This is a genomic window from Streptomyces sp. NPDC025806 (genome assembly GCF_055558275.1).
In genome coordinates this window covers 149475-172964 of record NZ_JBVHMU010000002.1, presented here as the reverse complement: position 1 = coordinate 172964, position 23490 = coordinate 149475, and the positions used below count along the sequence as shown (strand labels likewise).

The 23490-nt window shown below is 74.6% G+C and carries 24 protein-coding genes; 11 read left to right on the top strand and 13 right to left on the bottom strand.

The window, feature by feature from the left end; all coding sequences use genetic code 11:
• The first annotated feature begins 31 nt into the window (after positions 1-31).
• From ACZ4E1_RS04375 to ACZ4E1_RS04365, 3 genes are read left to right on the top strand one after another with little or no spacing between them, the layout of a single operon-like run.
• Positions 32-253 carry a hypothetical protein gene (locus ACZ4E1_RS04375; RefSeq protein WP_467535702.1) on the top strand — a complete coding sequence of 74 codons (222 nt, stop codon included), beginning with the start codon at positions 32-34 and terminating at the stop codon, positions 251-253.
• Positions 243-860, top strand: a complete 618-nt coding sequence (locus tag ACZ4E1_RS04370) for a 2-phosphosulfolactate phosphatase (protein ID WP_467535701.1) — start codon at positions 243-245, stop codon at positions 858-860. Before ACZ4E1_RS04375 ends, ACZ4E1_RS04370 begins: the two co-directional genes overlap by 11 nt.
• 31 nt (positions 861-891) lie before the next feature.
• A complete protein-coding gene (locus ACZ4E1_RS04365; RefSeq protein ID WP_467535699.1) occupies positions 892-1353 on the top strand; it encodes a nuclear transport factor 2 family protein in 462 nt (153 codons plus the stop codon).
• A 40-nt stretch (positions 1354-1393) separates the two neighbouring features.
• Here ACZ4E1_RS04365 and ACZ4E1_RS04360 read toward each other — a convergent pair whose 3' ends face one another.
• From ACZ4E1_RS04360 to ACZ4E1_RS04335, 6 genes are all read right to left on the bottom strand, one after another.
• Complete coding sequence (locus ACZ4E1_RS04360) at positions 1394-1744, bottom strand: ArsR/SmtB family transcription factor (protein WP_467535697.1); 351 nt, start codon at positions 1742-1744, stop codon at positions 1394-1396.
• 111 nt (positions 1745-1855) lie between these two features.
• On the bottom strand, positions 1856-2248 hold the full coding sequence (locus tag ACZ4E1_RS04355; protein WP_384620423.1) for an STAS domain-containing protein: 393 nt from the start codon (positions 2246-2248) through the stop codon (positions 1856-1858).
• Between the two features lie 56 nt (positions 2249-2304).
• Positions 2305-2709 carry an ATP-binding protein gene (locus ACZ4E1_RS04350; protein WP_467536644.1) on the bottom strand — a complete coding sequence of 135 codons (405 nt, stop codon included), beginning with the start codon at positions 2707-2709 and terminating at the stop codon, positions 2305-2307.
• A gap of 17 nt (positions 2710-2726) precedes the next feature.
• Positions 2727-3143 (bottom strand): pyridoxamine 5'-phosphate oxidase family protein, encoded by a 417-nt coding sequence (locus ACZ4E1_RS04345; protein ID WP_467535695.1) that lies wholly within the window; start codon positions 3141-3143, stop codon positions 2727-2729.
• Positions 3140-4861 carry a SulP family inorganic anion transporter gene (locus ACZ4E1_RS04340; protein ID WP_467535693.1) on the bottom strand — a complete coding sequence of 574 codons (1722 nt, stop codon included), beginning with the start codon at positions 4859-4861 and terminating at the stop codon, positions 3140-3142. The genes ACZ4E1_RS04345 and ACZ4E1_RS04340 overlap by 4 nt, the downstream gene beginning before the upstream one ends.
• Positions 4858-5199, bottom strand: coding sequence for an ArsR/SmtB family transcription factor (locus ACZ4E1_RS04335; protein ID WP_188340635.1), 342 nt, complete (start codon positions 5197-5199; stop codon positions 4858-4860). Before ACZ4E1_RS04335 ends, ACZ4E1_RS04340 begins: the two co-directional genes overlap by 4 nt.
• Before the next feature lie 140 nt (positions 5200-5339).
• Here ACZ4E1_RS04335 and ACZ4E1_RS04330 point away from each other — a divergent pair, with 140 nt between their 5' ends.
• From ACZ4E1_RS04330 to ACZ4E1_RS04315, 4 genes are all read left to right on the top strand, one after another.
• Positions 5340-5702, top strand: a complete 363-nt coding sequence (locus tag ACZ4E1_RS04330) for a zinc ribbon domain-containing protein YjdM (RefSeq protein ID WP_467535690.1) — start codon at positions 5340-5342, stop codon at positions 5700-5702.
• Between the two features lie 18 nt (positions 5703-5720).
• On the top strand, positions 5721-6536 hold the full coding sequence (locus tag ACZ4E1_RS04325) for an alpha/beta fold hydrolase (protein WP_467535688.1): 816 nt from the start codon (positions 5721-5723) through the stop codon (positions 6534-6536).
• 22 nt (positions 6537-6558) lie between these two features.
• Positions 6559-7986, top strand: coding sequence for a MocR-like pyridoxine biosynthesis transcription factor PdxR (pdxR, locus tag ACZ4E1_RS04320; protein WP_467535686.1), 1428 nt, complete (start codon positions 6559-6561; stop codon positions 7984-7986).
• Between the two features lie 74 nt (positions 7987-8060).
• The gene (locus ACZ4E1_RS04315) at positions 8061-9401 is read left to right on the top strand and encodes a choice-of-anchor A family protein (RefSeq protein ID WP_467535684.1); all 1341 of its coding nucleotides are present in this window, start codon (positions 8061-8063) and stop codon (positions 9399-9401) included.
• On the opposite strand, the gene ACZ4E1_RS04310 is transcribed toward ACZ4E1_RS04315, so the two are convergent.
• Entirely contained in the window at positions 9398-10276 is an 879-nt protein-coding gene (locus ACZ4E1_RS04310; protein WP_467535682.1) for an oxygenase MpaB family protein, read from the bottom strand. The two genes, ACZ4E1_RS04315 and ACZ4E1_RS04310, sit on opposite strands and share 4 nt — an antisense overlap.
• Before the next feature lie 137 nt (positions 10277-10413).
• Between ACZ4E1_RS04310 and ACZ4E1_RS04305 the strand changes: the two genes are divergently transcribed.
• Positions 10414-10785 (top strand): VOC family protein, encoded by a 372-nt coding sequence (locus tag ACZ4E1_RS04305; protein ID WP_467535680.1) that lies wholly within the window; start codon positions 10414-10416, stop codon positions 10783-10785.
• Here ACZ4E1_RS04305 and ACZ4E1_RS04300 read toward each other — a convergent pair.
• Positions 10782-11843 carry an enoyl-CoA hydratase/isomerase family protein gene (locus ACZ4E1_RS04300; protein ID WP_467535678.1) on the bottom strand — a complete coding sequence of 354 codons (1062 nt, stop codon included), beginning with the start codon at positions 11841-11843 and terminating at the stop codon, positions 10782-10784. The genes ACZ4E1_RS04305 and ACZ4E1_RS04300 overlap by 4 nt on opposite strands.
• Positions 11844-12037: 194 nt before the next feature.
• On the opposite strand from ACZ4E1_RS04300, the gene ACZ4E1_RS04295 reads away from it, so the two are divergent.
• Positions 12038-12622 carry a hypothetical protein gene (locus ACZ4E1_RS04295; protein WP_467535676.1) on the top strand — a complete coding sequence of 195 codons (585 nt, stop codon included), beginning with the start codon at positions 12038-12040 and terminating at the stop codon, positions 12620-12622.
• A gap of 66 nt (positions 12623-12688) precedes the next feature.
• Entirely contained in the window at positions 12689-14968 is a 2280-nt protein-coding gene (gene secD / locus ACZ4E1_RS04290) for a protein translocase subunit SecD (RefSeq protein WP_467535674.1), read from the top strand.
• 239 nt (positions 14969-15207) lie between these two features.
• Here secD and ACZ4E1_RS04285 read toward each other — a convergent pair whose 3' ends face one another.
• Both ACZ4E1_RS04285 and ACZ4E1_RS04280 read right to left on the bottom strand, forming a co-directional pair.
• On the bottom strand, positions 15208-16221 hold the full coding sequence (locus tag ACZ4E1_RS04285) for an NAD-dependent epimerase/dehydratase family protein (RefSeq protein WP_467535672.1): 1014 nt from the start codon (positions 16219-16221) through the stop codon (positions 15208-15210).
• A 134-nt stretch (positions 16222-16355) separates the two neighbouring features.
• The gene (locus tag ACZ4E1_RS04280) at positions 16356-16817 is read right to left on the bottom strand and encodes a hypothetical protein (protein WP_467535671.1); all 462 of its coding nucleotides are present in this window, start codon (positions 16815-16817) and stop codon (positions 16356-16358) included.
• Positions 16818-16963: 146 nt separating this feature from the next.
• On the opposite strand from ACZ4E1_RS04280, the gene ACZ4E1_RS04275 reads away from it, so the two are divergent.
• A complete protein-coding gene (locus tag ACZ4E1_RS04275) occupies positions 16964-18745 on the top strand; it encodes a translation initiation factor 2 (RefSeq protein WP_467535669.1) in 1782 nt (593 codons plus the stop codon).
• 11 nt (positions 18746-18756) lie between these two features.
• Here the strand turns inward: ACZ4E1_RS04275 and ACZ4E1_RS04270 are convergent, their stop codons facing one another.
• The 3 genes from ACZ4E1_RS04270 to ACZ4E1_RS04260 form a co-directional block, all read right to left on the bottom strand.
• Positions 18757-19452, bottom strand: a complete 696-nt coding sequence (locus tag ACZ4E1_RS04270; RefSeq protein WP_467535667.1) for a dihydrofolate reductase family protein — start codon at positions 19450-19452, stop codon at positions 18757-18759.
• Positions 19453-19490: 38 nt separating this feature from the next.
• On the bottom strand, positions 19491-21509 hold the full coding sequence (locus ACZ4E1_RS04265) for a tetratricopeptide repeat protein (RefSeq protein ID WP_467535666.1): 2019 nt from the start codon (positions 21507-21509) through the stop codon (positions 19491-19493).
• 167 nt (positions 21510-21676) lie between these two features.
• Positions 21677-23353 (bottom strand): amidohydrolase, encoded by a 1677-nt coding sequence (locus ACZ4E1_RS04260; RefSeq protein WP_467535664.1) that lies wholly within the window; start codon positions 23351-23353, stop codon positions 21677-21679.
• Between the last annotated feature and the right edge of the window lie 137 nt (positions 23354-23490).

Here is a 23490-nt window from a genome sequence, read left to right as displayed (position 1 = left end):
TGGAGCTCCGCGACAAGGGGGGTCCCGAGGCATGCCCGCACCGCAGGGTTTCGCGTACGAGGAACGGGCCGACGGCACCGTACGCATCACGCACCACCACCGCACGGCGACCGTGCTGCGCGGGGACCGGGCCGCGCGGTTCGTGCGGGAGGCCGAGAGCGGGGACGCGCAGCTGGTGATGGCCCGCTGGACGGGCAACTACCGCAGGGGCAACGAGCGCACGGCCCGCGACCACCCCCGCCATGCCCGCTGAGTCCGAACCGGCCGGGCACGGCGTGTACTTCGCGTGGGGCCCGGACGGCGCGGCCCGCCTCGCCCCGCGCGTCGCCTGCCTGGTGGTCGTCGACGTGTTGTCATTCACGACGGCGGTGTCCGTCGCCGTGGCGGCGGGCACCCGCGCGTATCCGTACCGGTGGCGGGACACGAGCGCGGCACAGTTCGCGCGGCGGGTCGGGGCGCGGCTGGCCGTCGGCCGGAGCGCGCTCGGCGCCGACACCCCGTGGTCGCTGTCCCCGGCCTCGCTGCGCCGCGCGCCGTTCACCCCACGGCTCGTGCTCCCGTCCCCCAACGGCTCGACCATCGCGGCCACCGCCGGACCCGGGACCCTGGTGGTCGCGTCCTGTCTGCGCAACGCGACGGCGGTCGGCCGCCGGCTCACCGCCGAGGGCCTCGGCACGCCGGAGCGACCGGTCGCGGTGATCGCGGCCGGCGAGCGCGCGGCCGACGGCACGCTCCGGCTCGCCGAGGAGGATCTGCTCGGCTTCCGCGAGGACGTGGAGATCGCCACGGAACCCGACACGGCCCCGGTCGTACCGATCCTGATCGACGGCGCGTTCGTCAACGACGCCCGCGCTCGTTGAACGCCCACCCATGGAACGGAGTCCCACTGCCATGCCGCACACCAGCTCGGCCGGTCTCGGCCCGCGCGAGATCCTCACCCGCTACCACCGGGCCATGCTCGACAAGTCCGCGGACGACCTGGCCGACCTGTACGAGGTCGACGCCGTCCACGAGTTCCCGTTCCTGTTCCCGGGCCTGCCCGAGCGCTTCGAGGGACGTGAGGAGGTGCGCGCGGGCTACCGGGCGGCCTGGGGCGCGAGCCCGGCGCAGCCGCGGGAGATCCGCGAGGTCGTCGTGCACGAGAGCACCGACCCGGAGGTGCTCGTCGTCGAGCAGACCGTCTCCGGGACCTTCACCACGACCGGCAAGTCCTTCGACTTCCCCGGGCTGCTCGTGATCCGGGTCCGCGACGGCAGGATCGTGCATGTCCGCGACTACATGGACGGACTCGGGGTGGCGCACGCGACGGACCGGCTGACGGCCATGGCGGAAAGGCTCGCCGACCGCTCCTGAGTCACCGGCCTGACCCGCGGCGCCGGGCGGGTGGTCCGGCCTAGTGGGACCGCCCCCGCTCGCCCGGTGACGAGCGCAGGTCCGCGAGGAGTTCGGCCTGGTTGCTGAGGACGCCGGAGAGGATGGTGCGGGCGACCCGGAGCAGTTCGGCCACGTGAGGGCTGGTCAGTGAGTAGTGGACGTTCGAGCCCTCCTTGCGGGTCACCACGAGGTTCGCCCGGCGCAGCACCGCGAGCTGCTGGGAGAGGTGGGCGGGTTCGATGCCCACCTCGGGGAGCATCTCGGCGACCGCGTGCTCGCGCTCGCTCAGCAGTTCAAGGACGCGGATGCGGGCCGGATGGCCCAGCGTCTTGAAGAACTCGGCCTTGAGTTGGTACAGGGGTGTGCTCATCGCCGGCGCCCCCGGCTGCCACGGTCCCCACGCCCAGAATTCGTCACCATGGGCCTATCTTCGCGCGTCCCGGCGGCCTCGTGGACCGGCGCCCCGGCGCCGGGGCGCGCGTCAGCCGGCCCAGCCCTCGGTGCGCCACTCGTGCGGCTCGTCGGCGCCGCCGTCGCGGGGCGCGTGGGCGGCGAGCGCGGCGGGCAGATCGCAGTGGACGGGGATGGCGGGGCAGTCGCCGCTCGGCACGAGCGAGCCGTCCGCCGGGATCGCCGCGAGCTCCATGGCCCGGCCGCAGTCGGCGAGCCGGCGGGCGGCCGCGACGATGGCCAGCTGCCCCTCGGTGGACCAGCCGCGCAGCTCGGTCAGGTCGACGACCACGGGCCCGGAGCCGCGTGCCACGACCCAGCCGACGGCGCCGGTGAACCGGTGGGCGGCCTCCGGGCCGAGGTGTCCGGACACGGAGAGGATGCCCAGGTCCTGCTCGATGCGGTAACGCCATTCGATGGTCATCGTCCTCGTCCACTGCCTTTCGTACGCCGCCGCGACGGCGGGCCCCGGTGCGCGCGTCACAGGGGCAGGGTGATCCAGATGCTCTTGCCCTGACCGTCCGCGTCCCCGCGGACGACGGCGCTGCCGCCCAGACCATGGGTCAGCTCCATGACGGTGCCCAGTCCGCCGTCGGGCGAACCGGCGGCGGTCTCGTGCAGCGAGGGCCGGTCGGGGTGCCGGTCGTGGACACCGAACGCGAGACAGTCGGCGCCGGCCGCGAAGACGACCGTGAGGGTCGGGGCGAGCGCGGCGGCGTGCCGGACGCTGTTGGTGACCAGCTCGCTGAGTATCAGCAGGGCGGGGTCCACGGCGGGATGGCCCGGGTTGACGCCCCATTCGGCGAGGACCATCTGCGCGGTCTCGCGGGCGAGGCGTACGGCGGAGCCCTCGGCGGGCACGGTGAGGGCGTGGCGCAGCGGCATGGCGCCGTTCGGCGTGTTCACCGGGCGGCTCCGGGGGCCGTGAGCCGGAAGCCGGTGACGGTCTGCGGACGGACGCGGAGCACGGCGTCGTGCGGTCCGTGCGTCCAGCCGGGCAGGACGCGCCGGTAGTGGGCGGCCTCGTGGGGTTCGGTGACCGTGTCGACGGGGCCGGTCACGGTGACGGTCCAGCCCTCGCCGGTCCTCTCGTCGACCTCGTCGACGTGGTACGAGACGGCGTCGGGCAGGACGCCGACGGCGGCGGGCGCGCGCACGAGGAGCCGTCCCGTGCCCCACAGGTGCCGGGCGGGCCGGACGACGGCCTGGTCCCGGCGTACGTACACGAGGCGTCCGGTGCTGCTGCCTTCGAGGAGCCACAGGGCCTCCGCGCCGGAGACCTCGACCATGCGCGGTGTCGCGCCCTGTCCGGTGCTCATCGGACCGTCTCCTCGCCGACGGCGACCGCGCGCGGGGCGGGCAGGACGCCGGTGTGTTCCAGGTGGGCTCGGGCGGCGGCGATGGCCTCGGGCGTCGTGGCGTACTCGTGGCCGTCGCCCAGGAGCAGGGGCAGCGCGCCGACGGACTCCAGGACGCGGCGGTGGCCCGGCCTGATGCCGGAGCTGAGGACGGTGATGCCGCGTCGGCCGAGTTTCTCGACCGCGTCCTTGAGGACGAGTGCGCCGGTCGCGTCCATGGTGGTCACACGGCTCATGCGCAGGATGACGACGCGCACGTCGGCGACCTCGGCGAGTTCCAGCAGGAAGCGGTGGGCGGCGGCGAAGAACAGCGGTCCGTCGATCCGGTACGCCACGATGTGCTCGGCCAGCAGCGCGTGTTCCTCGGCGCTGTGGTCGCCCTGGTCGAGGGGCACCTCGTCGAGCCGGGCCTGCCCCGCGATGGCGCGCAGGGCGAGCAGTCCGGCGACGGCGAGCCCGATGAGCACGGCGTAGACGAGGTCGAGGGCGAGGGTGGCGACGGCGGTCAGGACGAGGATCAGGGCGTCCGAGCGGGTGGCCCGGGCCATGGCGCGCAGGGAGCCGACTTCGACCATGCGGATCGCGGTGGCGAGCAGTACGCCGGCGAGGGCCGCGAGCGGGATCTTCGAGACGAGCGGGGCGGCCGCGAAGACGATCACGGCGAGGACGGCGGCGTGGGTGAGCGCGGCGAGGCGTGATCCGGCGCCGGTGCGGACGTTGACGGCGGTGCGGGCGATGGCGCCGGTCGCGGGGACGCCGCCGAACAGGGGCGCGGCGATGTTCGCGAGGCCCTGCCCGAACAGCTCCCGGTCGGGGTCGTGCCGGCGGCCGACCGTCATGCCGTCGGCGACGGACGCGGAGAGCAGGGATTCGAGGGCGGCGAGCGCGGCGACGGCGAGCGCCGAGGGCAGCAGGGTGCCGAGCGCGCCGAGGTCGAGGAAGGCGAGCGAGGGCGCGGGCAGCCCGGAGGGCAGGTCCCCGATGGGCGGGGCCGCGTCGAGGTGCGCGAGCTGGGCGACGAGGGTGGCGGCGATGACGGCGACGATGGAGAAGGGGACCGTGGGCCGCAGCCGGGTGCCGACGAGCATGAGCACGGCGACGCCGCCGGCGAGGGCGACGGCCGTCCAGTTGGGCGCGCTCAGGAACTCCTCGACGGCGCGCCAGGTGACGACGAGGACGCGGTCGCCCTCGGGCTTGTCGACGCCCAGGGCGTTCGGCACCTGCTGGAGGGCGATGACGCCCGCGATGCCGAGGGTGAAGCCCTCGACGACCGGCGCGGGCACGTAGCTCATGTACCGGCCGGCGCGGGCCAGGGCGAGCGCGACGAGCAGCAGTCCGGCGACGAGGCCGACGGTGAGCACCCCGCCGGGCCCGTAGCGGGCGGCGATCGGCACCAGGACGACGGTCATGGCACCGGTCGGTCCGGACACCTGCAGATTCGATCCGCCGAAGACGGCGGCGAGCGCGCCGGCGACGACGGCGGTGGCGAGGCCGGCCTCCGCGCCGAGGCCGGAGGAGACGCCGAAGCCGAGTGCGAGGGGCAGCGCGACGATGGCGACGGTGAGCCCGGCGAGCAGGTCGCGGCGCGGATCGCGGCGCAGGTCGGTGAGGTCGGCGCGGTGCGGCAGCAGGGCGGTGACCCGGCCCACCAGCGACCGGGCGCGGCGGGTCGGCTTCATCGGGTACCGACCTCGGACTCCTGCAGCTCGGCCAGGAGTTCGCCCTGTCCGGCGAGCATCTCGGTGAGGATCCGGCGGGCGGCCCGCATCAGGTCGGCGACGTCGCCGCCGGCGAGCGCGTACACGACGGTGGCGCCCTCGCGCCGGGAGCTGACGATGCCGGAGCGGCGGAGCACGGCGAGCTGCTGCGACAGCGCGGCGGGCTCGACCTCGATGGCGGCGAGCAGGTCGCGTACCGGTGTCGGGCCGTCCTGGAGAAGCTCCAGGACCCTTATCCGCACGGGGTGACCGAGCATCCGGAAGAACTCGGCCTTGGCCTGGTACAGCGGAACCGACACGTGACTCCCCTCCTGAACTGCCCGGACTTCCCTCGCGCCTCCCGGGCTTCCGCATGCGGGAGCTTCCCGAGACGACCGCTTCACCATCTAACGAATTGCATAATTTCGCAATTCCGCGACTCCCTACCTACACTCCCCCGGTGACTGAATCGCTTCCGCCCTGCCCCCAGTGCTCCAGTGCCTACACCTACGAGATGGGCGCGCTGCTCGTGTGCCCCGAGTGCGCCCACGAGTGGTCCCCCGCCGCCGGCGACACCGCGTCCGGCGATGCTGACGCCCAAGGCGTCATCAAGGACGCGGTGGGCAATGTGCTCACCGACGGCGACACCGTGACCGTCGTCAAGGCCCTCAAGGTCAAGGGCAGCCCCTCGGGGATCAAGGCCGGCACGAAGGTGCGTAACATCCGCCTGATCGCGGACGCCGTGGACGGCCACGACATCGACTGCAAGATCGACGGCTTCGGAGCCATGCAGCTCAAGTCGAGCGTGGTCAAGAAGGCCTGAGCCGAGAGGGGAACCGGCATGGGGGACGCCGGATCGTGGACGGAGCGCGTCGTCGTGCGCGACGGGGTGCGTCTGGTGTGCCGGGACCGGGGCGGCGACGGCCGTCCCGTCGTGCTGCTGCACGGCCTGGCCGGACACTCCGGCGAGTGGGACGCCCTCGCCGACGCGCTCGGCCCCCGGCACCGGGTGGTCGCCGTCGACCAGCGCGGGCACGGAGCCAGTGAGCGTCGCCCGGCGGACACGGCCCGCGCCGCGTACGTCGCGGACGTCGTCGCCGTCGTGGAGCAACTGGGCCTGGAGCGGCCGGTCCTGGTGGGCCAGTCGCTCGGCGGCCACACGGCGCTGCTCACCGCCGCCGCGCACCCGGACCTGCCGTACGCGCTCGTGCTCGTCGAGGCGGGCGCGGGCGGTCCGAACGCGGGGGTGCAGGCCGAGATCGGCGGCTGGCTGGAGTCCTGGCCGACCCCGTTCCCGTCCCGCGCGGCGGCCGTGGAGTTCCTCGGCGGCGGCCCGGTCGGCGAGGGCTGGGCGCGGGGGCTCGAGGAGCGGGACGGTGGCTGGTGGCCGCGGTTCGACGCCGACGTGATGGTCGCGTCCCTCGCGGAGATCGCCGAGCGGTCGTTCTGGACCGAGTGGTCGGCCGTCACCTGCCCGACGCTCGTGGTGCTCGGACAGAACGGCATCATCGCGCCCGGCGAGGCGGACACCCTGCTCGCGGCGCGCCCGCACGTGCGCGCGCTGAGCGTCCCCGGCGCGGGCCACGACGTCCACCTCGAACACCCCGGGGTCCTGTACGAAGCGATACGCCGTTTCCTAGGCGAACTGGAGTCCTGACCGACAGGTAGGGTCCGTGATCATGACAGAGACCAGGGAGGCGGCGGGCCGCCCCGCGGCGCCCGAGGTCCCCGGTACGGATCTCCATCTGGAGCTGTCCGGGGAGGGCAGTCTGCGGGTCCGGCTCATGCACGCGCTGCGCGAGGCCGTCCGCTCCGGGCGGCTCGCCCCCGGCACCCGCCTTCCCCCGTACCGCACGCTGGCCCGCGATCTCGGCATCGCCCGCAACACGGTCGCCACCGCCTACGCCGAACTCGTCGAGGAGGGCTGGCTGTCGGCCCGGCAGGGCTCGGGCACCCAGGTGGCGCCGCGCGGCACCCCGCACCGCGCCGCCCCGGCGCAGCGGCCGGGCCGGCCCGAACGGCCGCGGGTCCTGCACGACCTGATGCCCAGCTCGCCCGACGCGTCCTCGTTCCCCCGCTCCGCCTGGGCCACCTCGGCGCGCCGCGCCCTGGCGACGGCCCCCAACGACGCGTTCGGCGTGGGCGATCCGCGGGGGCGGCCCGAGCTGCGGGCGGCGCTCGCCGAGTATCTGGGCCGGGCGCGCGGGGTACGCACCGAGCCCGACCGGATCGTGGTCTGCTCCGGCTTCGCGCACGCCCTGTCCCTGCTGAGCGGCGTCCTGCGCGGCCCGCTCGCGGTGGAGTCCTACGGCCTCTCCTTCCACCGCGGCCTCGCCGAACGGGCCGGCCCGCGCACCGTCCCGCTGACGGTGGACGCGCACGGCGCCCGCGTCGACGAGCTGGCGGGCAGCGGCGCCGAGGCCCTGCTGCTCACCCCGGCGCACCAGTTCCCCACGGGCGGTCCGCTGCACCCGGAGCGCCGGGCGGCGGTCGTCGACTGGGCACGCTCGCACGGCGGCCTGCTCGTCGAGGACGACTACGACGGGGAGTTCCGCTACGACCGCCAGCCGGTCGGCGCCGTCCAGGGCCTCGACCCCGACCGGGTCGCCTATCTCGGCTCGACCAGCAAGAGCCTGTCCCCCGCGCTGCGGCTCGGCTGGATGGTGCTGCCGGGCCCGCTGGCCGAGGCGGTGGTGGCGGCGAAGGGGCCGCGGGAGATGTGGTCCGGGGTCGTCGACCAGCTGACCCTCGCCGACTTCCTGGCCTGCGGCGCGTACGACCGGCATCTGCGGCGGATGCGGCAGCACTACCGGCGCCGCCGCGACCTGGTCGTGCGCACGCTCGCCGAGCGCGCCCCGCACGTCCGGGTGAGCGGCATCGCCGCCGGACTGCACGCGGTCCTCGAACTCCCGCCCGGGACCGAGGAGTCGGCGCTGCGCGCGGCCCGGCGGGCGGGCCTGGCCCTGGACGGGCTGCACGCCTACCGCCATCCGGACAGCGCGATGCCGCCGCGCGACGGACTGGTCATCAGCTACGGCACTCCCCCGGACCACGGCTTCGCGGCCGCCCTGGACACGCTCTGCGAAGTCCTGCCCAAGGCACCCTGAGCCACTGATCCGTTCCCGTGTCCTCACGGAGTGGCAGCCGCGGCCCCGGCGCGGACCGGCCGATTCTCGACCGTATGACTGTCCTCTCCACCGTTCTCTCCCCGCGCGGGGCGGCCCGGCGCTCCCGGGTGCGCGCGACGGGTCTGGCGTGCGCGGTGCTCGCCGGGGCGCTCCCGCTCCTCGCGCTCGGTCCGGCCGCCGCGGCGGCCCCGCTGCCCGGCGGCCGTGACAGTGGCGTCGCGCTCTTCGCCGGGGGCGATCTCCTGGTCCGGGGCGGCGCCGCCGGGGCCGAGGGGCCCGCCGTCGTCCTCGGCGACTTCGACATGAACCGGTCCGGCACGGACCGGGCCTACTCGCTCGGGGCTCCGGGCACCGGCCCCGACCTCCTGACGACCGGCGGCGACGTGACCGTGGCCGGCGGGCAGCGCCTCCTGGCCGGGTCCGGTGCCGTGCGGCACGCCGGGGCCGTCACCGGCGAGGTCGACGCCCGGAGCGTCGTCCGGGACACCTCCGCCGTCGCACGGTACGCGCGGTGGCGCGACGAGTTCACCGGCGTGAGCCGCTGCTACGCCCGGCCCGGCGGCACGCCGCGCGCGGCGACGGGTACCGCCGTGCGGGCCTCCGACGGGCGGATCGTCCTCACCGGCGACGGCGGCTCCCGCCTCCAGGTGTTCGACGTCGACTTCGACCTGGCCGGGGCGGACGACGGCCCGGCGGACCTGTCCTTCGCCAGGATCCCCGACGGCGCGACGATCCTGGTCAACGTCCGCGGCACGCACCGCACACTCCACACCGACGGCGCCGCCGCCGGACTCGACGCCCACCGGGACCGTCTCCTGTGGAACTTCCCGGACGCCACCGACGTGACGCTCACGGGCGGCGGCCGGATCGAGGGCAGCGTCCTGATCGGCGAGCAGAACTCCATGGCCAGAGTGTCGGCCGCCGAGGTCGACGGGCGCTTCCTCACGGCCGGCTCGCTCACGCACACCGGCGACAAGAGCCCCGACGGCGGACCGCGGTTCCACAGCCGGCCGTTCCTCGGCGAGCTGCCGGACTGCTCCGGCGCGTCCTACCGGGTGGGCCGGGTGAGCGTGCTCAAGAAGGACGCCGCGACCGGGTTCGCCCTCCCCGGCGCCGAGTTCGAACTGTGGCGGGAAACCAACAAGGCGCCCGGCCTCCAGACGTCCGGCGCCGGACCCGACACGAAGGTCGGCGGGACCTGCACGACCGACGGCTCCGGGCTCTGCTCCAGTGCCGTCGGCCTCGGCACGTACTACTGGCGGGAGACGGCGGCCCCGGCCGGGTACGCACCGGCCGGCACGGCCGTGTCCGGCCCGCTGACGCTCACGGCGGACAACGCGCCGGACGGCGTCCGTGCCGTCACGACGAGCCGGCTGATCACCCAGACCCCCTAGTTCTGCTCCTCGCGCTCGTGCACGGGGCAGCCCTGGGGGAAGGTGCCGAGCTCCGCGACCCGGTAACCGTTCGGGTAGCCGCGGACGTTGGAGCTCTGGCGGGCGAACTGCGGTGTGCGGCGCGGCGGGAGCAGCCGCACGAGACGGCCGCGCAGCCGCATCCCGCCGCGCACGGTGCGTTCCAGCGCGGGCGGCGGGTCGGCGTAGCCGAACGCGGCGCGCAGCGGGGCGTCCATCAGACACAGCGAGGCCTTGCGCATCAGCGGGGCCAGTGGGCCCGGGTACCAGGACGCCATCAGGTCCAGGGTCGCCTCGGAGATGGCGTGCCCGCCGTCGTCGAACGTGAAGTGGCGGCGCTCGTAGTCCTCCATGAGCGCCTCGAACTCCTCGAAGGTCTCCGGGATGTCGCGAATGTTCATGCGGGCGCCGAGGGCCCGGTAGTAATGGGTCGCCGCCCGCACCTCGTGACGGGAGTAGGGCCGCCAGCCGTAGTCGTCGAGCCAGCGCTTGGGGACCACGACGAACGTGGCGAGCACGTACCGGAAGTCGTCGTTGGAGATGTCGTAGGCGCGGTGCATCTGGTTCATGCGGCGAATCGCCTCGCGCCCCTGCGGCGAGTCGAGGCCGTGCTCGCCCGGCGCGTCGAGGATCAGCACCGTGTCGTCGTAGCGCTTCTGCGGGCGCGCCGTGAACTCCCCCGTGTCACGCAGGAGTCGGCCGATGCTCGGCACCGCGTACGTGCGGTACAGGGCGAAGCCCAGGGCCTGCATCGTGTCCCAGGGGAACTCGTGCGCGGTGCTGATGCGGTAGATCTCCTCGAAGTCCTTCTCCGGGTCGAGGCGGCGGATCTGCTGGAGCCAGTGGTCGCGGGGCACGGGGGTCCTCTCCTGGGGCCGGTGGGCGACGGCGCCCCCATGATCCCGGCCCCGGGGCGCGCGGGTCCACCGGTGCGCGTGTCGGCCGCCGGGAGCCGTCGGTTTCCGGCCGCGCGGGCCGTGACAGGATCGCGTCCATGATCTCGGTGGTGCAGAACGTGGCGATCGACTGTGCGGACGCGTACGAACTGGCGCGGTTCTGGAGCGAGGTGACCGGCGGCGCGCTCGATCCGGAGGACGGCCCCGGCGCCCGCGAGACCCGGGTGCTGCTCCCGGAAGGCCCGGCCCTGTACTTCAACCAGGTGCCGGAGCCCAAGACCGTCAAGAACCGGGTCCACCTGTGCCTGCGCCCCGACACCACGCGCGACCGTGAAGTGGACCGGCTCCTCGGTCTCGGCGCCACGCTCGTCGGGGACCGCCGCGCTCCCGACGGGACGGGCTGGGCGGTCCTCGCCGATCCCGAGGGCAACGAGTTCTGTGTGCTGCGCAGTGCGGCCGAGCGCGGTTAGCCGAGGCCTCCGGCGAGGCCGAGTTCGCGCGCACCGAGCGGGGCGAAGTGGCGCTCCACCTCGGCCTCGGTCACCTCGGCGAGTGTGGCCGGGGACCAGCGCGGGTTGCGGTCCTTGTCGATGATGCGGGCCCGCACGCCCTCGGGCAGGTCGGGCGTGGCGAGGGCCGCGCAGGCCACCCGGTACTCCTGGTCCAGGGCCTGCTCCAGGGTGTCGAAGGCGCGGGCGCGGCGGAGGGCGGCGAGGGTCACCTTGAGGGACGTGGGCGACTGGGCGAGCAGTGTCTCGGCGGCCTCCTTGGGCACCGGGTCGCCGTACGCGTGCAGCCGGTCGACGATCTCCTCGACGGTGTCGGCCGCGTAGCAGGCGTCGATCCAGGGGCGCTGAGCGGCGAGGACGCCTTCGGGTGCGGGGCGCGCGTGGCGGGCCACGACCTCGGCGGCGGGCGCCGACGCCAGTTCGTCGAGGAGGTCGGGCAGCGCGGCGGCCGGCACGAAGTGGTCGGCGAGGCCGCAGAGCAGCGCGTCGGCGGCGCCGACGGAGTCGCCGGTCAGCGCCAGGTGGGTGCCGAGTTCGCCGGGGGCGTGCGCGAGGAGGTGGGTCCCGCCGACGTCCGGGACGAAGCCGATGCCGACCTCCGGCATGGCGACCCGGGAGCGCTCGGTGACGATGCGGAGGCTGCCGTGGGCGGAGAGTCCGACGCCGCCGCCCATGACGATCCCGTCCATCACGGCGACGTACGGCTTCGGGTAGTGCGCGATCCGGGCGTTGAGGTGGTACTCGGCGCGCCAGAACGCCTCGGACCGGGTGCCGTCGCCGCTGCGCGCGTCGTCGTGGAAGAGGCGGATGTCGGCGCCCGCGCACAGGCCGCGCTCCCCCGCGCCGCTGATCACGACGGTCTCGACGGCGGGGTCGTGCTCCCAGGCGTCGAGCGCGGCGGCGACGCTGTCGATCATCGGGGGCGTGAGGGAGTTCAGCGCGCGCGGCCGGTTGAGCGTGATGTGGGCGGCCCGGCCCCGGGTGCTGAGGAGTACGGGGGCGTCGGCTTCGGCGGTCACAGGCTGTCGTTCCTTCCGGTCACGCGTGGTGCTGAACACCGCTATCCCTATCACCCGCCTCCGACCGCCGGTTCCAAAGGCCCCCCGACGCGCTCTCCTTGACCACGGCTCCCGACGCCCCTCCGTGTCGCCTAGCCTGTCCGGAGCGGTACACCCACGGACGACCGGACGAGACGACGAACGGGGAGGCGACGGTGCGCAGTCACGCCCGCTCCGCCCCCGCGCCCGTCGCGCGCGCCGGCTGTCCGGCGGCCCCGCCTGAGGCGCAGCCGGGCCGACCGGTGAGCGCCGCGTCCGCCCGGATGTCACGCGCCGACGGATCCTCTTCCCTGCCGCGTGCGGGCAGGGCCGTACCCAGACCTCGTCCTACCCAGGGCCGCCGCCCGCGGGCCCGGGTCGTCGTCGCGCTCGCCTCGGCCGCGCTCCTGTCCCTCTTCGCCCTGCTCGTGCCGGGCACCGCGGTACCCGCCGCCGGCCCGGGGACGTCGCCGGCGACTGCCGCCGCGGCCTCCTGGGAGGGGCATGGGCCGGACGGGTCCGGGTTCCATGCCGTGCTGTCGGGGCATGTCGCGCGCGGGACGCCGCCGGAGGTGCCCTGGCACCACAAGCCCGGTCTGGTCACGTCCACCGCCGGCGCACTCCCGGCGCGCACGCTGCCGGGGCGCACCGACGCCGGGACCGAACCCGTCCCGGGCACGGCGCGGCACACGCACGACACGGCCGGGCCCCGCGCCCCGCCCGCACCTCCACGCAGTGACGTCACCTCAGGCCGCGCCTGACCTCAGGGTCGGCCGCGCCTCACTTCTTCCTGCCGTGGAGCAGTCATGTCCCGTAAGCATTCCCGCATGCCCTTGTGGCGTGCGCTGATCGCCCTCGCGGTGATCGCGGCGTCCCTCGCCATCGCCCTCACCCAGTCCGCCCGCCTCGGCCTCGACCTGCGCGGCGGCACCCAGATCGTCCTGGAGACGAAGGACGCGCCCGACACGAAACTCAAGGCCGACGCGGAGGCCACCGACCGCGCCCTCGAAGTGCTGCGCCGCCGGGTCGACGCGCTCGGTGTCGCCGAGCCGACCCTGTCCCGGTCCGGGGAGCGGCGGATCATCGTCGAACTGCCCGGGGTCCAGGACCCGCGCGAGGCCGCCGAGGTGATCGGCCGCACCGCCCAGCTCACCGTCCACGCCGTCACCGGCACCGTCGGCAAGGCCGCGAAGGACGACCGGCGCACCCTGCGCGACCCCGACGGCGGAGGCGGTTTCCTCCGGCTCGCCGAACCGGCCCTGAGCGGCGACGGTGTCCGGGACGCCGAGGCCGTCCTCGACCAGCAGACCATGGCGGGCTGGACCGTCGCCCTGGACTTCCGCAAGGACGCGACGGCCGCGTGGGCGCGGCTGACCGGCGAGGCCGCCTGCGCCCCGCAGGGCTCGCCGGAGCGGCGCGTGGCCATCGTCCTCGACGGCCGGATCGTCTCCGCTCCGAGCATGAACCCGTCCGTCCCGTGCCGCACCGGCATCACCGGCGGCGACACCCAGATCACCGGCGGGTTCACGCAGCAGCAGGCCCAGGACCTGGCCGCGCTGGTGAAGGGCGGCGCCCTCCCGGTCCCGGTCGACGTGGTCGAGCAGCGGACCGTCGGCCCGACGCTCGGCGCCGACGCCATCGAGGCCTCGACGCACGCGGCCCTCATCGGTCTCGCCCTGACCGCACTGTTCATCGTCGTCGTCTACCGCCTCCTGGGCGCCCTCGCCACCGTCGCCCTCGCCCTGTACGGACTGATCTCCTACGCGGCCCTGGTCGCCCTGGGCGCCACACTGACGCTGCCCGGGCTCGCCGGGTTCGTGCTCGCGATCGGGATGGCGGTCGACGCGAACGTCCTGGTCTTCGAGCGGGCCCGGGAGGAGTATCTGGGCTCGCGCACGAAGTCGTCGGCGGTGCTCGACACGTCGGTGACGCGCGGCTTCGGCAAGGCGTGGAGCGCGGTCGTCGACTCGAACGTCACGACATTGCTCGCGGCGGGCCTGCTGTTCCTCTTCGCGACGGGCCCGGTGAAGGGCTTCGGCGTGACCCTGTCGATCGGTGTCCTCGCGTCGATGGTGTCGGCCCTGGTCGTCACCCGGGTCCTCGCCGACTTCGCGCTGCGCCGCGCCGCCGTCCGCCGGCGCCCCTCCCTCACGGGTGTGACGACGACCGGCCGGGTCCGCGCCTGGCTGGCCCGCCGCGATCCGCGTCTCGTCCGCCGGCGGCGCCGCTGGCTGGGTGTCAGTTCGCTGCTCGTGGTGGTCGCGGTCGCGGGGATCCTCGTACGGGGCCTGGACTTCGGCGTCGAGTTCACCGGCGGCCGGATGGTCGAGTACAGCACCGCCCGCTCGGTCGACGTGGACACGGCGCGCACGGCGGTGGCGGACGCGGGGTTCCCGCGCGCCGTGGTGCAGGAGTCGGGCGACGGCGCCATCTCCGTACGCACCGGGGAACTGTCCGACGACCAGCAGCAGGACGTGAAGGAGGCGCTGGCCCGGCACGGGGGCGAGGTCACCGTGGAACGGGACGAGATGATCGGCCCGAGCCTCGGGGACGAGCTGCGCACGAAGGCCCTGATCGCGCTGGGGATCGCGGTGCTCGCGCAACTGGCGTACCTGAGCGTCCGGTTCCGGTGGACGTTCGCGGCGGCGGCCGTCGCGGCGATGACGCACGACGTGCTGATCGTGGTCGGCCTCTTCGCGTGGCTGGGCAAGCCGGTCGACAGCGTGTTCCTGGCGGCGCTGCTCACGGTCATCGGGTACTCGGTCAACGACACGGTGGTGGTGTTCGACCGGGTGCGGGAGGCACGGCGGCGCGACCCGCGCACGAGCCTGGAGCGGACCGCCGACAAGGCGGTGGTGCAGACCTTGCCGCGGACCGTGAACACGGGGATGGGGGCGCTGTTCGTCCTGGCCGCGCTGGCGGTGCTCGGGGGTGACTCGCTCGCGGACTTCTCGCTCGCGCTCATCGCGGGGGTCGTGGTCGGGATGGCCTCGACGGTGTTCACCGCGGTGCCCCTCGCGGTGACCTTGGAGTCCCGCGCCCCGGCCGCGCCTGTTCCGCGGCGCGGGGCACGGGAGGTGCGGGGCGGCACGGGGGCGGTCGTCTGACTCTCCCCCGGTGGGGGCTGGTCGCGCAGTTCCCCGCGCCCCTGAGGTGCATGCCCTTCGGGCGCACCTCATAGATGAGGGCTGAGCAGCGCTGCTGCTCAGCCCTCATCGGGGAAATGCGGCGCGCAGCGCCAGGCATTTCAGGGGCGCGGGGAACTGCGCGACCGGCCACGACGGCGGGAGAGCCGCCCGGTCAGGGGCACCCGGCAGACGAGTGGGCGCCCCCGCCCCGAGCGGAGCTACCCGCTCAGGCCGACCTCCGCCAGAATCGCCGCCTCCTTGTCCGGCGCGATCCCGTGCCGCTCCCACCCCGCCTGCTGCCCGGCGACGGAATCCGCCCCGTCCCGGAGCCACGCCCACGTGTCGGCCACGGTCCGGTCGAGCGGACGGCACGTCAGCCCGGCCTCCAGCGCGGCACTCACATCGACCACACCGTCCGTCCCGGGCCACAGCGGCAATTCGGTCCGCCCCCGCACCCCGTGCCGCGCGAGCACCTCCTCGGAGGTCCACACGAGCCGTCCCTGATGCCCCGTTGCGTCGAGGCAGGACGTCAGCAGGTCCCGCATCGTGGCGTGGCCGCGCGGCGCGGTCACGTTGAAGACCCCGGCCGGCGCGGACACGGCGAACGCGGCGACGTCCCGCGCGTCGATCGGCTGCACCGGGCGCTCCGGTTCGCGGGGCGCGAGGATCTCGCCGCCGCGCGCGCACCGCCGCAGCCACCACGGCAGCCGCCCGATGTACTCGCCGGGGCCGAGGATCGAGCCGGGCCGCAGGATCGTGGTGCGGTCCGCGCCGAAGGCCTCGGTCACCGCCCGCTCGCAGCCCGCCTTGCGCATCCCGTCCTGCACGGCGGCGTCGAGCCCTTCGTAGTACTCGGGCCCGGCGTCGGCCGGTGTGTCGTACGTGGCGGAGGACTCGGTCAGCACACCCGCGTCCCAGTTCCGGTAGACGCTGACGCTGGAGACGTAGATGTACCGGTCGGTGACCTCGGCGAGCGCCCGGGCGCCGGCGAGGACGTGACGGGGCGCCGTGTCGGACCCGGAGGTGTCGATGACGACGTCCCACGGGCCGTACCGGGCCAGCCGTTCGAAGTCGTCGGCGCTGGCGCGGTCGCCGTGGACCGCGAGGGTTCCGGGCAGATACGGGGTGCTCTGTCCCCGGTTGAAGGTCGTGACCTCGCAGTCGTTTGCGAGGGCGTGGCGGGCAACTGCTCTGCCGAGGAACCAGGTTCCTCCGAGAAGGAGTACGTGCATGGGTCGATCCTGCCGGGCTGTGACGCTCGCCACCATCGCCCGTAGGACGTACGTGCGGGGGTTCGAAGTGATCACCGGAGTGATCAATAGGCTGAACCCATGGAGTGATCAATACGGGACCGGACCCCCGACCGCTACGGGGCCGGCGTCCCCAGAGCGGTCCGCGCGGCCTCGGTGAACTGCCGTTTCGTGTCCCGCAGATCGTCGGGCGCGGCGTGCCGGCGCAGCGCGGCGACCAGGGCGCGGGCGGCTTCCGCGACCTCGTCCGGGCCCTCCAGCTCGACGGCGCCCGCCGCCCGGTGCAGAGCCGCCTCGTCGCCGGCCTGCCCGCGCCCGGTGCGCTCGGCGAGCAGCCGGTCGTCCGCCGCGGCGAGGAACTCCGTGTACGTGCGCCGCCGCAGCTCCTGCGCGCGCAGCCGCGCCTCGCCGGACAGCGTCAGCCGGACCGACGCGAGCAGCGCGTCCGCCTGCCGCTCCCCCGCGTGCCGGGCCGCCTCGGCCTGCCGGATGCCGGCGGAGCGCCCGTACCAGCCGGTGACGACGCTGCCCGCGAGTGCCGCCCCCGCGGCGATCAGTGCGACTGCCCACTCACTCATGCGGCCATCCTCTCCGCCCGGCGCCCGGCCGCGCCCCGTTTTCCGTGATCGTGCGACGGTAGGATCACCCCATGCCGCCGACCGACCCCGAGAAACCTGCTCTGACCTGCGAAAACCTCCCTCCTGACGCGAGCCCTCCCACTAGGATGGAGACTTCGACGGGCGACGGGCGACGGGCGACGGGCGACGGGCGACGGGCGACGGGCGACGGGCGACGGGCGACGGGCGACGGGCGACGGGCGACGGGCGACGGGCACCGCACCGTGCTGCTCGCGGTCCGGTCCACGGTCGCGCTGCACCGGCTTCTGGACGCGCTGCCGGCCCTCTCCGGTGACGAGCGCATCACGCGTCTGTTCACCCTGATCCCGGGCTCGGAGTTCGGCACGGACGTGCTGTCCGCCGTCGAGGCCGTGGGCGGGCGCGTCCTCCCGTGGAGCGAGGCGCTCGGCCGTTCCTACGATCTCGTCCTCGCCGCCGGCCCGAAGGGCGACCCCGCGCGGCTGCCCGGCCCGCGTGTCCTCCTCCCGCACGGCGCCGGATTCAACAAGGCGATCCCGTCCGAGGGTTCGGCCGACTCCGCGTCCGGACTCGACCCCGCCTTCCTCACCCCGGCCCCCGTCGATGCGGCCGACGACACGGCGCCGCTCGCCCTGTACGCGCTGGCCCACCCGGACCAGCTGACCCGGCTCACGGCCGCCGCCCCCGAGGCCGCGCGCCGCGCCGAGGTCATCGGCGATCCGACGCTCGACCGCCTCCTGGCCTCGCGCCCGCGCCGCGACCGCTACCGGGCGGCGCTGCGCACCGGCCCGCGCACCCTGATCGCCCTCACCTCCACCTGGGGCCCGCACTCCCTGCTGGGCCGGCACCCCGACCTCCCCGCCCGGCTCGCCGCCGAACTCCCCCACGACGAATATCAGTTGGCCCTCATCGTCCACCCCAACGAATGGAGCCGCCTCGGCCCGTACGAGCTCGGTCAGCGCCTCGAACCGGCCCTCGCCGCCGGACTCGTCCTGCCGCACCCCCGCGAGGAATGGGGCGCCGTACTGATCGCCGCGGACGCCCTCGTGACCGACCACGGATCGACGGCGCTGTACTTCGCGGCCACCGGCGCCCGCCCGATGGCCGCGACAGGTCGAGGCGGCGGCGAGCTCATCCCGGACAGCCCCATGGGACACCTCCTCGACCGCATCCCGGAGGCGAGCGACCCGGCAGAGCTCGTGGGCGCGCTCGCCGCCTGCCGCCTCGAACCCGTACGGGAGGCGGCACGGGCGGCTTTCGCCCACGAGGGCGAGGCCCTGCGCCGGCTGGGCGTGGAGCTGTACGACCTGCTCGATCTCACCCCGCGTCCGGGACGGCACGACGCCGCCCCGCTGCCGGATCCCGCACCCGCGCCGCGCGTGCCGACGGCCTTCGACGTGGCGGCCGAGTCCACCGTCCACGGCATCCGCGTCGCGCGCCGCCCGGCCGGGGCGGGCGCTCCGGGCCATCACCTCGCGGCGGAGCACGGGGCAGCGACCGAGCGGCAGGTCCGGTCGGCGGGTCTGCTGTTCCGGCGCCGCGATCTCCGGCCCTCCGGCGGGTCGGCACGGGTCACGTGGACCGCGGACGGCTGGGCGCGGGAGACCCTCGCCGCGTACCCGGGCTGCCGCACGGCCGCCGCCGAACTCCCGGACGACGCATGGCTGTTGCGGATGCGCGGGCGGGAACACCCGTACGTCGTCGAGGTCGGGGCGCTCACGGAGGAGGGGCGGCGGCTGGTGCGGGTCGATCCTGCCGCGGCGGTGTCGGCCGCACACGTCCACCTGGCCACACCCGGACGGCCCCCGGTGACGACGGAGCCCGTCCACCTGACCTGCCTGATCGGTGAACGGGCCTACCCCGTTCGGCTCAGGTCCGCCACGGACGCGGAGGCCCGCCAGGAGCTGTAGTGCCGCTCAGGTCACTTGCGCCAGAACAGATGGTGCGTGACGCCGCTCGGGCTGGGCACGACATCGCAGTGGTAGCGGTCGAGAAGCTCGTCGGGCGACTCCCACAGGCGCGAGCCGGCGCCGAGCTTCACCGGGGAGACCGTCACGTGCAGGGTGTCGATCAGGTCGGCGTCCAGGAACTCACGGATCGTCTGCGCGCCGCCGCCGAGCCGCACGTCCTTGCCCCGCGCCGCCTCCTTGGCCTGCGCGAGCACCGTGGCCGGGTCCGCGTCGACGAAGTGGAACGTCGTGTCGGACAGCGTGATCGACGGGCGGACGTGGTGGGTCAGGACGAACACGGGGGTGTGGAACGGCGGCTCCTCGCCCCACCAGCCCTCCCAGTCCAGGTTCTCCCACGGTCCCCGCTGCGGTCCGAACTTGTTGCGCCCCATGATCTCGGCGCCCATGTTGTGGTGGAAGTCCCTGGTCAGATAGTCGTCGAGGCCACGGCTGCCGCCGGGGTCCGTCCGGTTGGGCCAGCTCGCGGTGGCACCGGCCCAGGCGAACATCGTCCCCGGGTCGGCATGCCCGAAGGGCCGTTCGAGGCTCTGGTTCTCCCCGGCGCCGTAGCCGTCGCTGGAGACGTTGAAGTTCTGGACCTTCAGGAGCTGCTGGTGCTGCACGGTGTTCCTTCCATCGGCGCGGTTCAGGCGGGGCGGGCGTGACATGGGTACCGACCCCGCTCGGCGGCGAAACTCACCGGTGCTCAGCCCTCCGGCTGCTCCAGACCGTTGCGGCGGCGGATCTCGCGGGCCTGCGCACGGTGGCGCTCCGCGTCGTCGGGGTGTCCGTCCGCGTCGTCCAGCACGGCGAGCGCGTCGTGGACGCGGGCGACGTCGTGCACGGAGTCCCGGCCGTGCGCGCCTTCGAGCGAGGCCGCGTAGAGCGGTCGTGCCTCGGCGTACCGGCCCTGCCGGAGCAGCACCTCGGCGAGGGCGAAGCCGGTGCGCCGCGTCATGCGCTCGCGGCCCAGTTCCGCGGCCGACGCGTGGGCCTCGTCCAGGAGGTCGCGAGCGGTGCCGAGGTCACCGAGGTGCGTGAGGGCTTCACCCATCCGGTAGGTCTGGAGCAGGACGCCGTACGCGTTCTCGATGGCCACGTGGATGTCCCGGGAGGCGGCGAAGCGGTCCACGGCGGTCGTCCAGTCGCCGCGCAGCCCGGTGAGCAGGCCCTGGAACTCGATGACGGAGGCGGTCAGCTTCCGGTCCCGCCGCTCGGTCGCGTTCAGCAGCCCTGCCGCGGCCTCGGCGTGGTCGAGTTCCTGTCCCGCCGCGTCATGGGCGCCGGTCTCCCACAGGGCGCGGGCCAGCTGGCAGCGGGTGCGGACGATCCAGCGCGGGTTCCCGTTCCGCACGGCGGCGTCGACGGCGAGTCGCTGCACCTCGACGACCTCGGTCTGGCCCGGGTGGTCGAGGGCGTACGTCCAGATCGCCTCGGAGAGGGCGACGGCCTCGGCGTCGTGGCCGAGCGCGTGCGCCAGGCGCAGGCAGCCGAACAGGGCGTGCCGTTCCTCGGCCAGCCAGCGCAGGGCGCCTTCCTTGCGCGCCGTGGCGTCGGCTTCGCCCGTGGCTCCGGCGGGGTCGAGGAGGGCGGCCGTGTCGGGGGTGGTGTCGGGCAGGTCCCCGACTCTCGCTGCGACGACGAGGCGGGAGCCCGCGCCGAACAGGTCGGCCCGCTGGGCCTGCCGGACGTACCAGCCCAGAAGCCTCTGCCGTGCCGCGTCGGCCTCGCCCGGCTCTGCGTCGCTGCGGGCGCGGCGTCGGGCGTGCGCATGGAGCGGGCCGGGCAGCCGGAGCCGTCCGGCGGGGTCGCGCAGGTCCAGCAGGCCGACCCGGTCGAGCTCCTCGAGGGCCGCCAGGCCGTGGTCGCCGCCCAGCCCCAGCAGGGCGGTGGCCGAGTCCACCGTGAAACTGGCCGCCGGGTGGTACGGCAGCAGCCGGTACAGCGTGGCGGCCGGGGTGTCCAGTGTCCTGTACACCGCGTCCCAGATCCGGTCGACCTCCGGGATGCCCTGGTCCGTCCAGTCGCTGCGCAGTTCCTCTATGAGCCGGGGCAGCGGGCGCAGGCGATGGGCCCGGATCCAGCGTCCCGCGACGTGCAGGGCCGTGGGCAGCCCTTCGCAGAGCTTCAGCAGCGCGCGGACCGCCGCCGGATCCGCGGCGAGGCGGTGGTCGTGCGCGACCTGCCGGAGCAGTTCCCCCGCCGCCGCGTCGCCCAGCGGTGCGAGGGGCAGGTCCACGAGGTCGCCGTCGTCGAGGTCGTACAGCGGGCCCTGGCTCGTGAGGATCACGGTGCAGGCGCCGGAGGCGGGCAGCAGCGGGGCGACCTCGGACGCGTACCGGACGTTGTCCAGGACGAGGACGAAGCCCATCCCGGCCGTCTTGTCCCAGTACTGCCGGCTCTTCCCGTCGAACCCCTGCCGGACGTGGCCGGGATCCACTCCCAGCCTTTCCAGCAGCTCCGTCAGGACATCGCCGGGGTCGACGACGCCGTCGAGCCGGAACCTGTCGAGGTCGATGGTCCGGACGCCGTCGGGGTGCTCGTCCCGCACGGATCGGGCCAGCAGATAGGCGAGTTCGGACTTGCCCAGGCCCGCCGGGCCCCTCAGGCACACCAGGGCGGGGCGGGACCGGAACGTTCGCTCGGCCACCGCGCGCAGCGCCCGCTCGCGCTCGTCGTGCCGGTTGACGAAGTGGACGGGCTCCGGCGGGAGTTCGACCCTCATGTGCTTCCTTCCGTGCGGGCTGCGACGCTGCTTCCCGTACCTTTGCGCACTTCAGGGGTGTACGGCGCACCGTTGCGGAACTCCGGGCGCGTCGGACGGGTGATGGGCGCGAAACGCACGCGCGCCCGCCCCGGGGCGGTGGCCGGGACGGGCGCGGGAGGGCGTGTTCAGCCGAGGTCGGTGTCCTCGTGGCGGTGGACCTCCTCGCCGCCGACGACGACGAGCGCGGGCACGGTGCCGGGGATGTCCTCGGGGGCGGCGTCCAGGATGTCGCGCGAGAGGACCACGAAGTCGGCGGCCTTGCCGACGGTGAGCGAACCGCGGTCGTCCTCCAGGAAGTTGGCGTGGGCGGAGCCCATCGTGTAGCCGTGGATCGCCGTGGCGACGTCGACGGTCTCCTCGGGGCGCCAGGGCTCTCCCCCGCCGAGCGGGCGGCGGGTGACGGCGGTGTAGATGCCGACCATCGGGTCCATCTCGGCGACGTTCCAGTCGCTGGAGAAGGCCAGCACGGCGCCCGCCTCGTGGAGGCTGCGCATCGGCCAGGCCTTGTGCCAGCGGTCGGCGCCCACGTTGTCGGCCCAGTCTTTTCCGGGGCCCGCGACCTCGGGGGCGCAGTGGCGGGGCTGCATGCAGGCGACGACGCCGAGTTCGGCGAAGCGGGCGGTGTCGGCGGGGTCGAGGCATTCGACGTGCACGACCTGGTGCCGGGAGTCGCGGACGCCGTTGGTCTCCCGGGCGTGTTCGAAGGCGTCGAGGACGACCCGGATGCCGCGGTCACCGGTGGCGTGCACGAAGCACTGGAAGCCGCGCGCGTCGAGCTTCGCGAGGAGCCCGGCGAACTCCTCGGGCGGGTAGAAGGTGTCGCCGCGGTGATGCCGGCAGCCCGCGTACGGCTCCAGGAGTGCGGCGGTCCGGGGCTCGACGACGTCGTCGATGTAGAGCTTGAGGGGGCCGACGCGCAGCCGGTCGTCGGCGTACCGGCGGGCCGCGTCGGCGAACGCGTCGAGGTCGGCGTCGGTGGTGCCGCGCGGGTGGAAGAGGGCGGCGACCAGCCGGGAGCGGAGCCGGCCCTCGGCGCGGGCGCGCTCGAACAGGGCGAGGTCGTCGAGGGAGTTCTGCGGTTCGACGACGGTGGTGATGCCGTGGCCGATCGCGGCGTCGAGGGACGTGGCGAGGCGGCCGTACTGGCGCTCCGCGGAGGCCCAGGGGACGCCGAGTTCGCGCAGCGCGCGGTGGCCCTCGCGGGACAGTCCCTGGATGGCGAAGTTCTTGATGAACCCGGTGGGTTCGCCGGTCTCCGGGGCGGTCTGCGCCTCGCCGAACGGGAGGTGCGTGCGGTCACGGGTGACGCCGAGGCGGCGCAGGGCGGCGGTGTTGAGCCAGGCCGTGTGCACGTCGTAGCTGAGGACGAAGGCGGGGGTGTCGCCGGTGACGGGGTCGAGGTCGGCGGCGGTGGGCATACGGCCGCCGCCGAGCGCCGAGTAGTCGAAGGCCTCGGCCTCGATCCACTCGGCGTCCGGGTGGGCGGCGTGCCAGGCGCGGATGCGCGCGTGGACCTCGGCGAGGGTGTCGGCGCCGGAGAGCTGGACGCAGGCGGCGTCGGAGCCGAGGCGGACGTGGTTGTGGGCGTCGATGAACCCGGGCAGCACGAGCCGCCCCCCGGCGTCGATCACCCGCGTGCCCGGCCCGGCCCAGCCGGCGGCGTCGCGGTCGTCGCCGAGCCACATGATCCGCCCGTCCCGCACGGCCATGGCCTGCGCCTCGGGCAGCTCCGCGTCGACGGTGTGGATGCGCGCGCCGCGCAACAGCAGGTCCGCCTGGCCGTTGATGCCGGTCCCGGTCATGGGGTGACTCCTTTTAGAATGCCGTTCAATTTTTTTGAACAGCATTCAAGATGCAGTCCGGGGCGGGGGCGCGTCAAGACCCCGGAGCCGACGACCGGCTCGGTGCCGCGACGGATAGGGTCGGGGCACGACGAGCG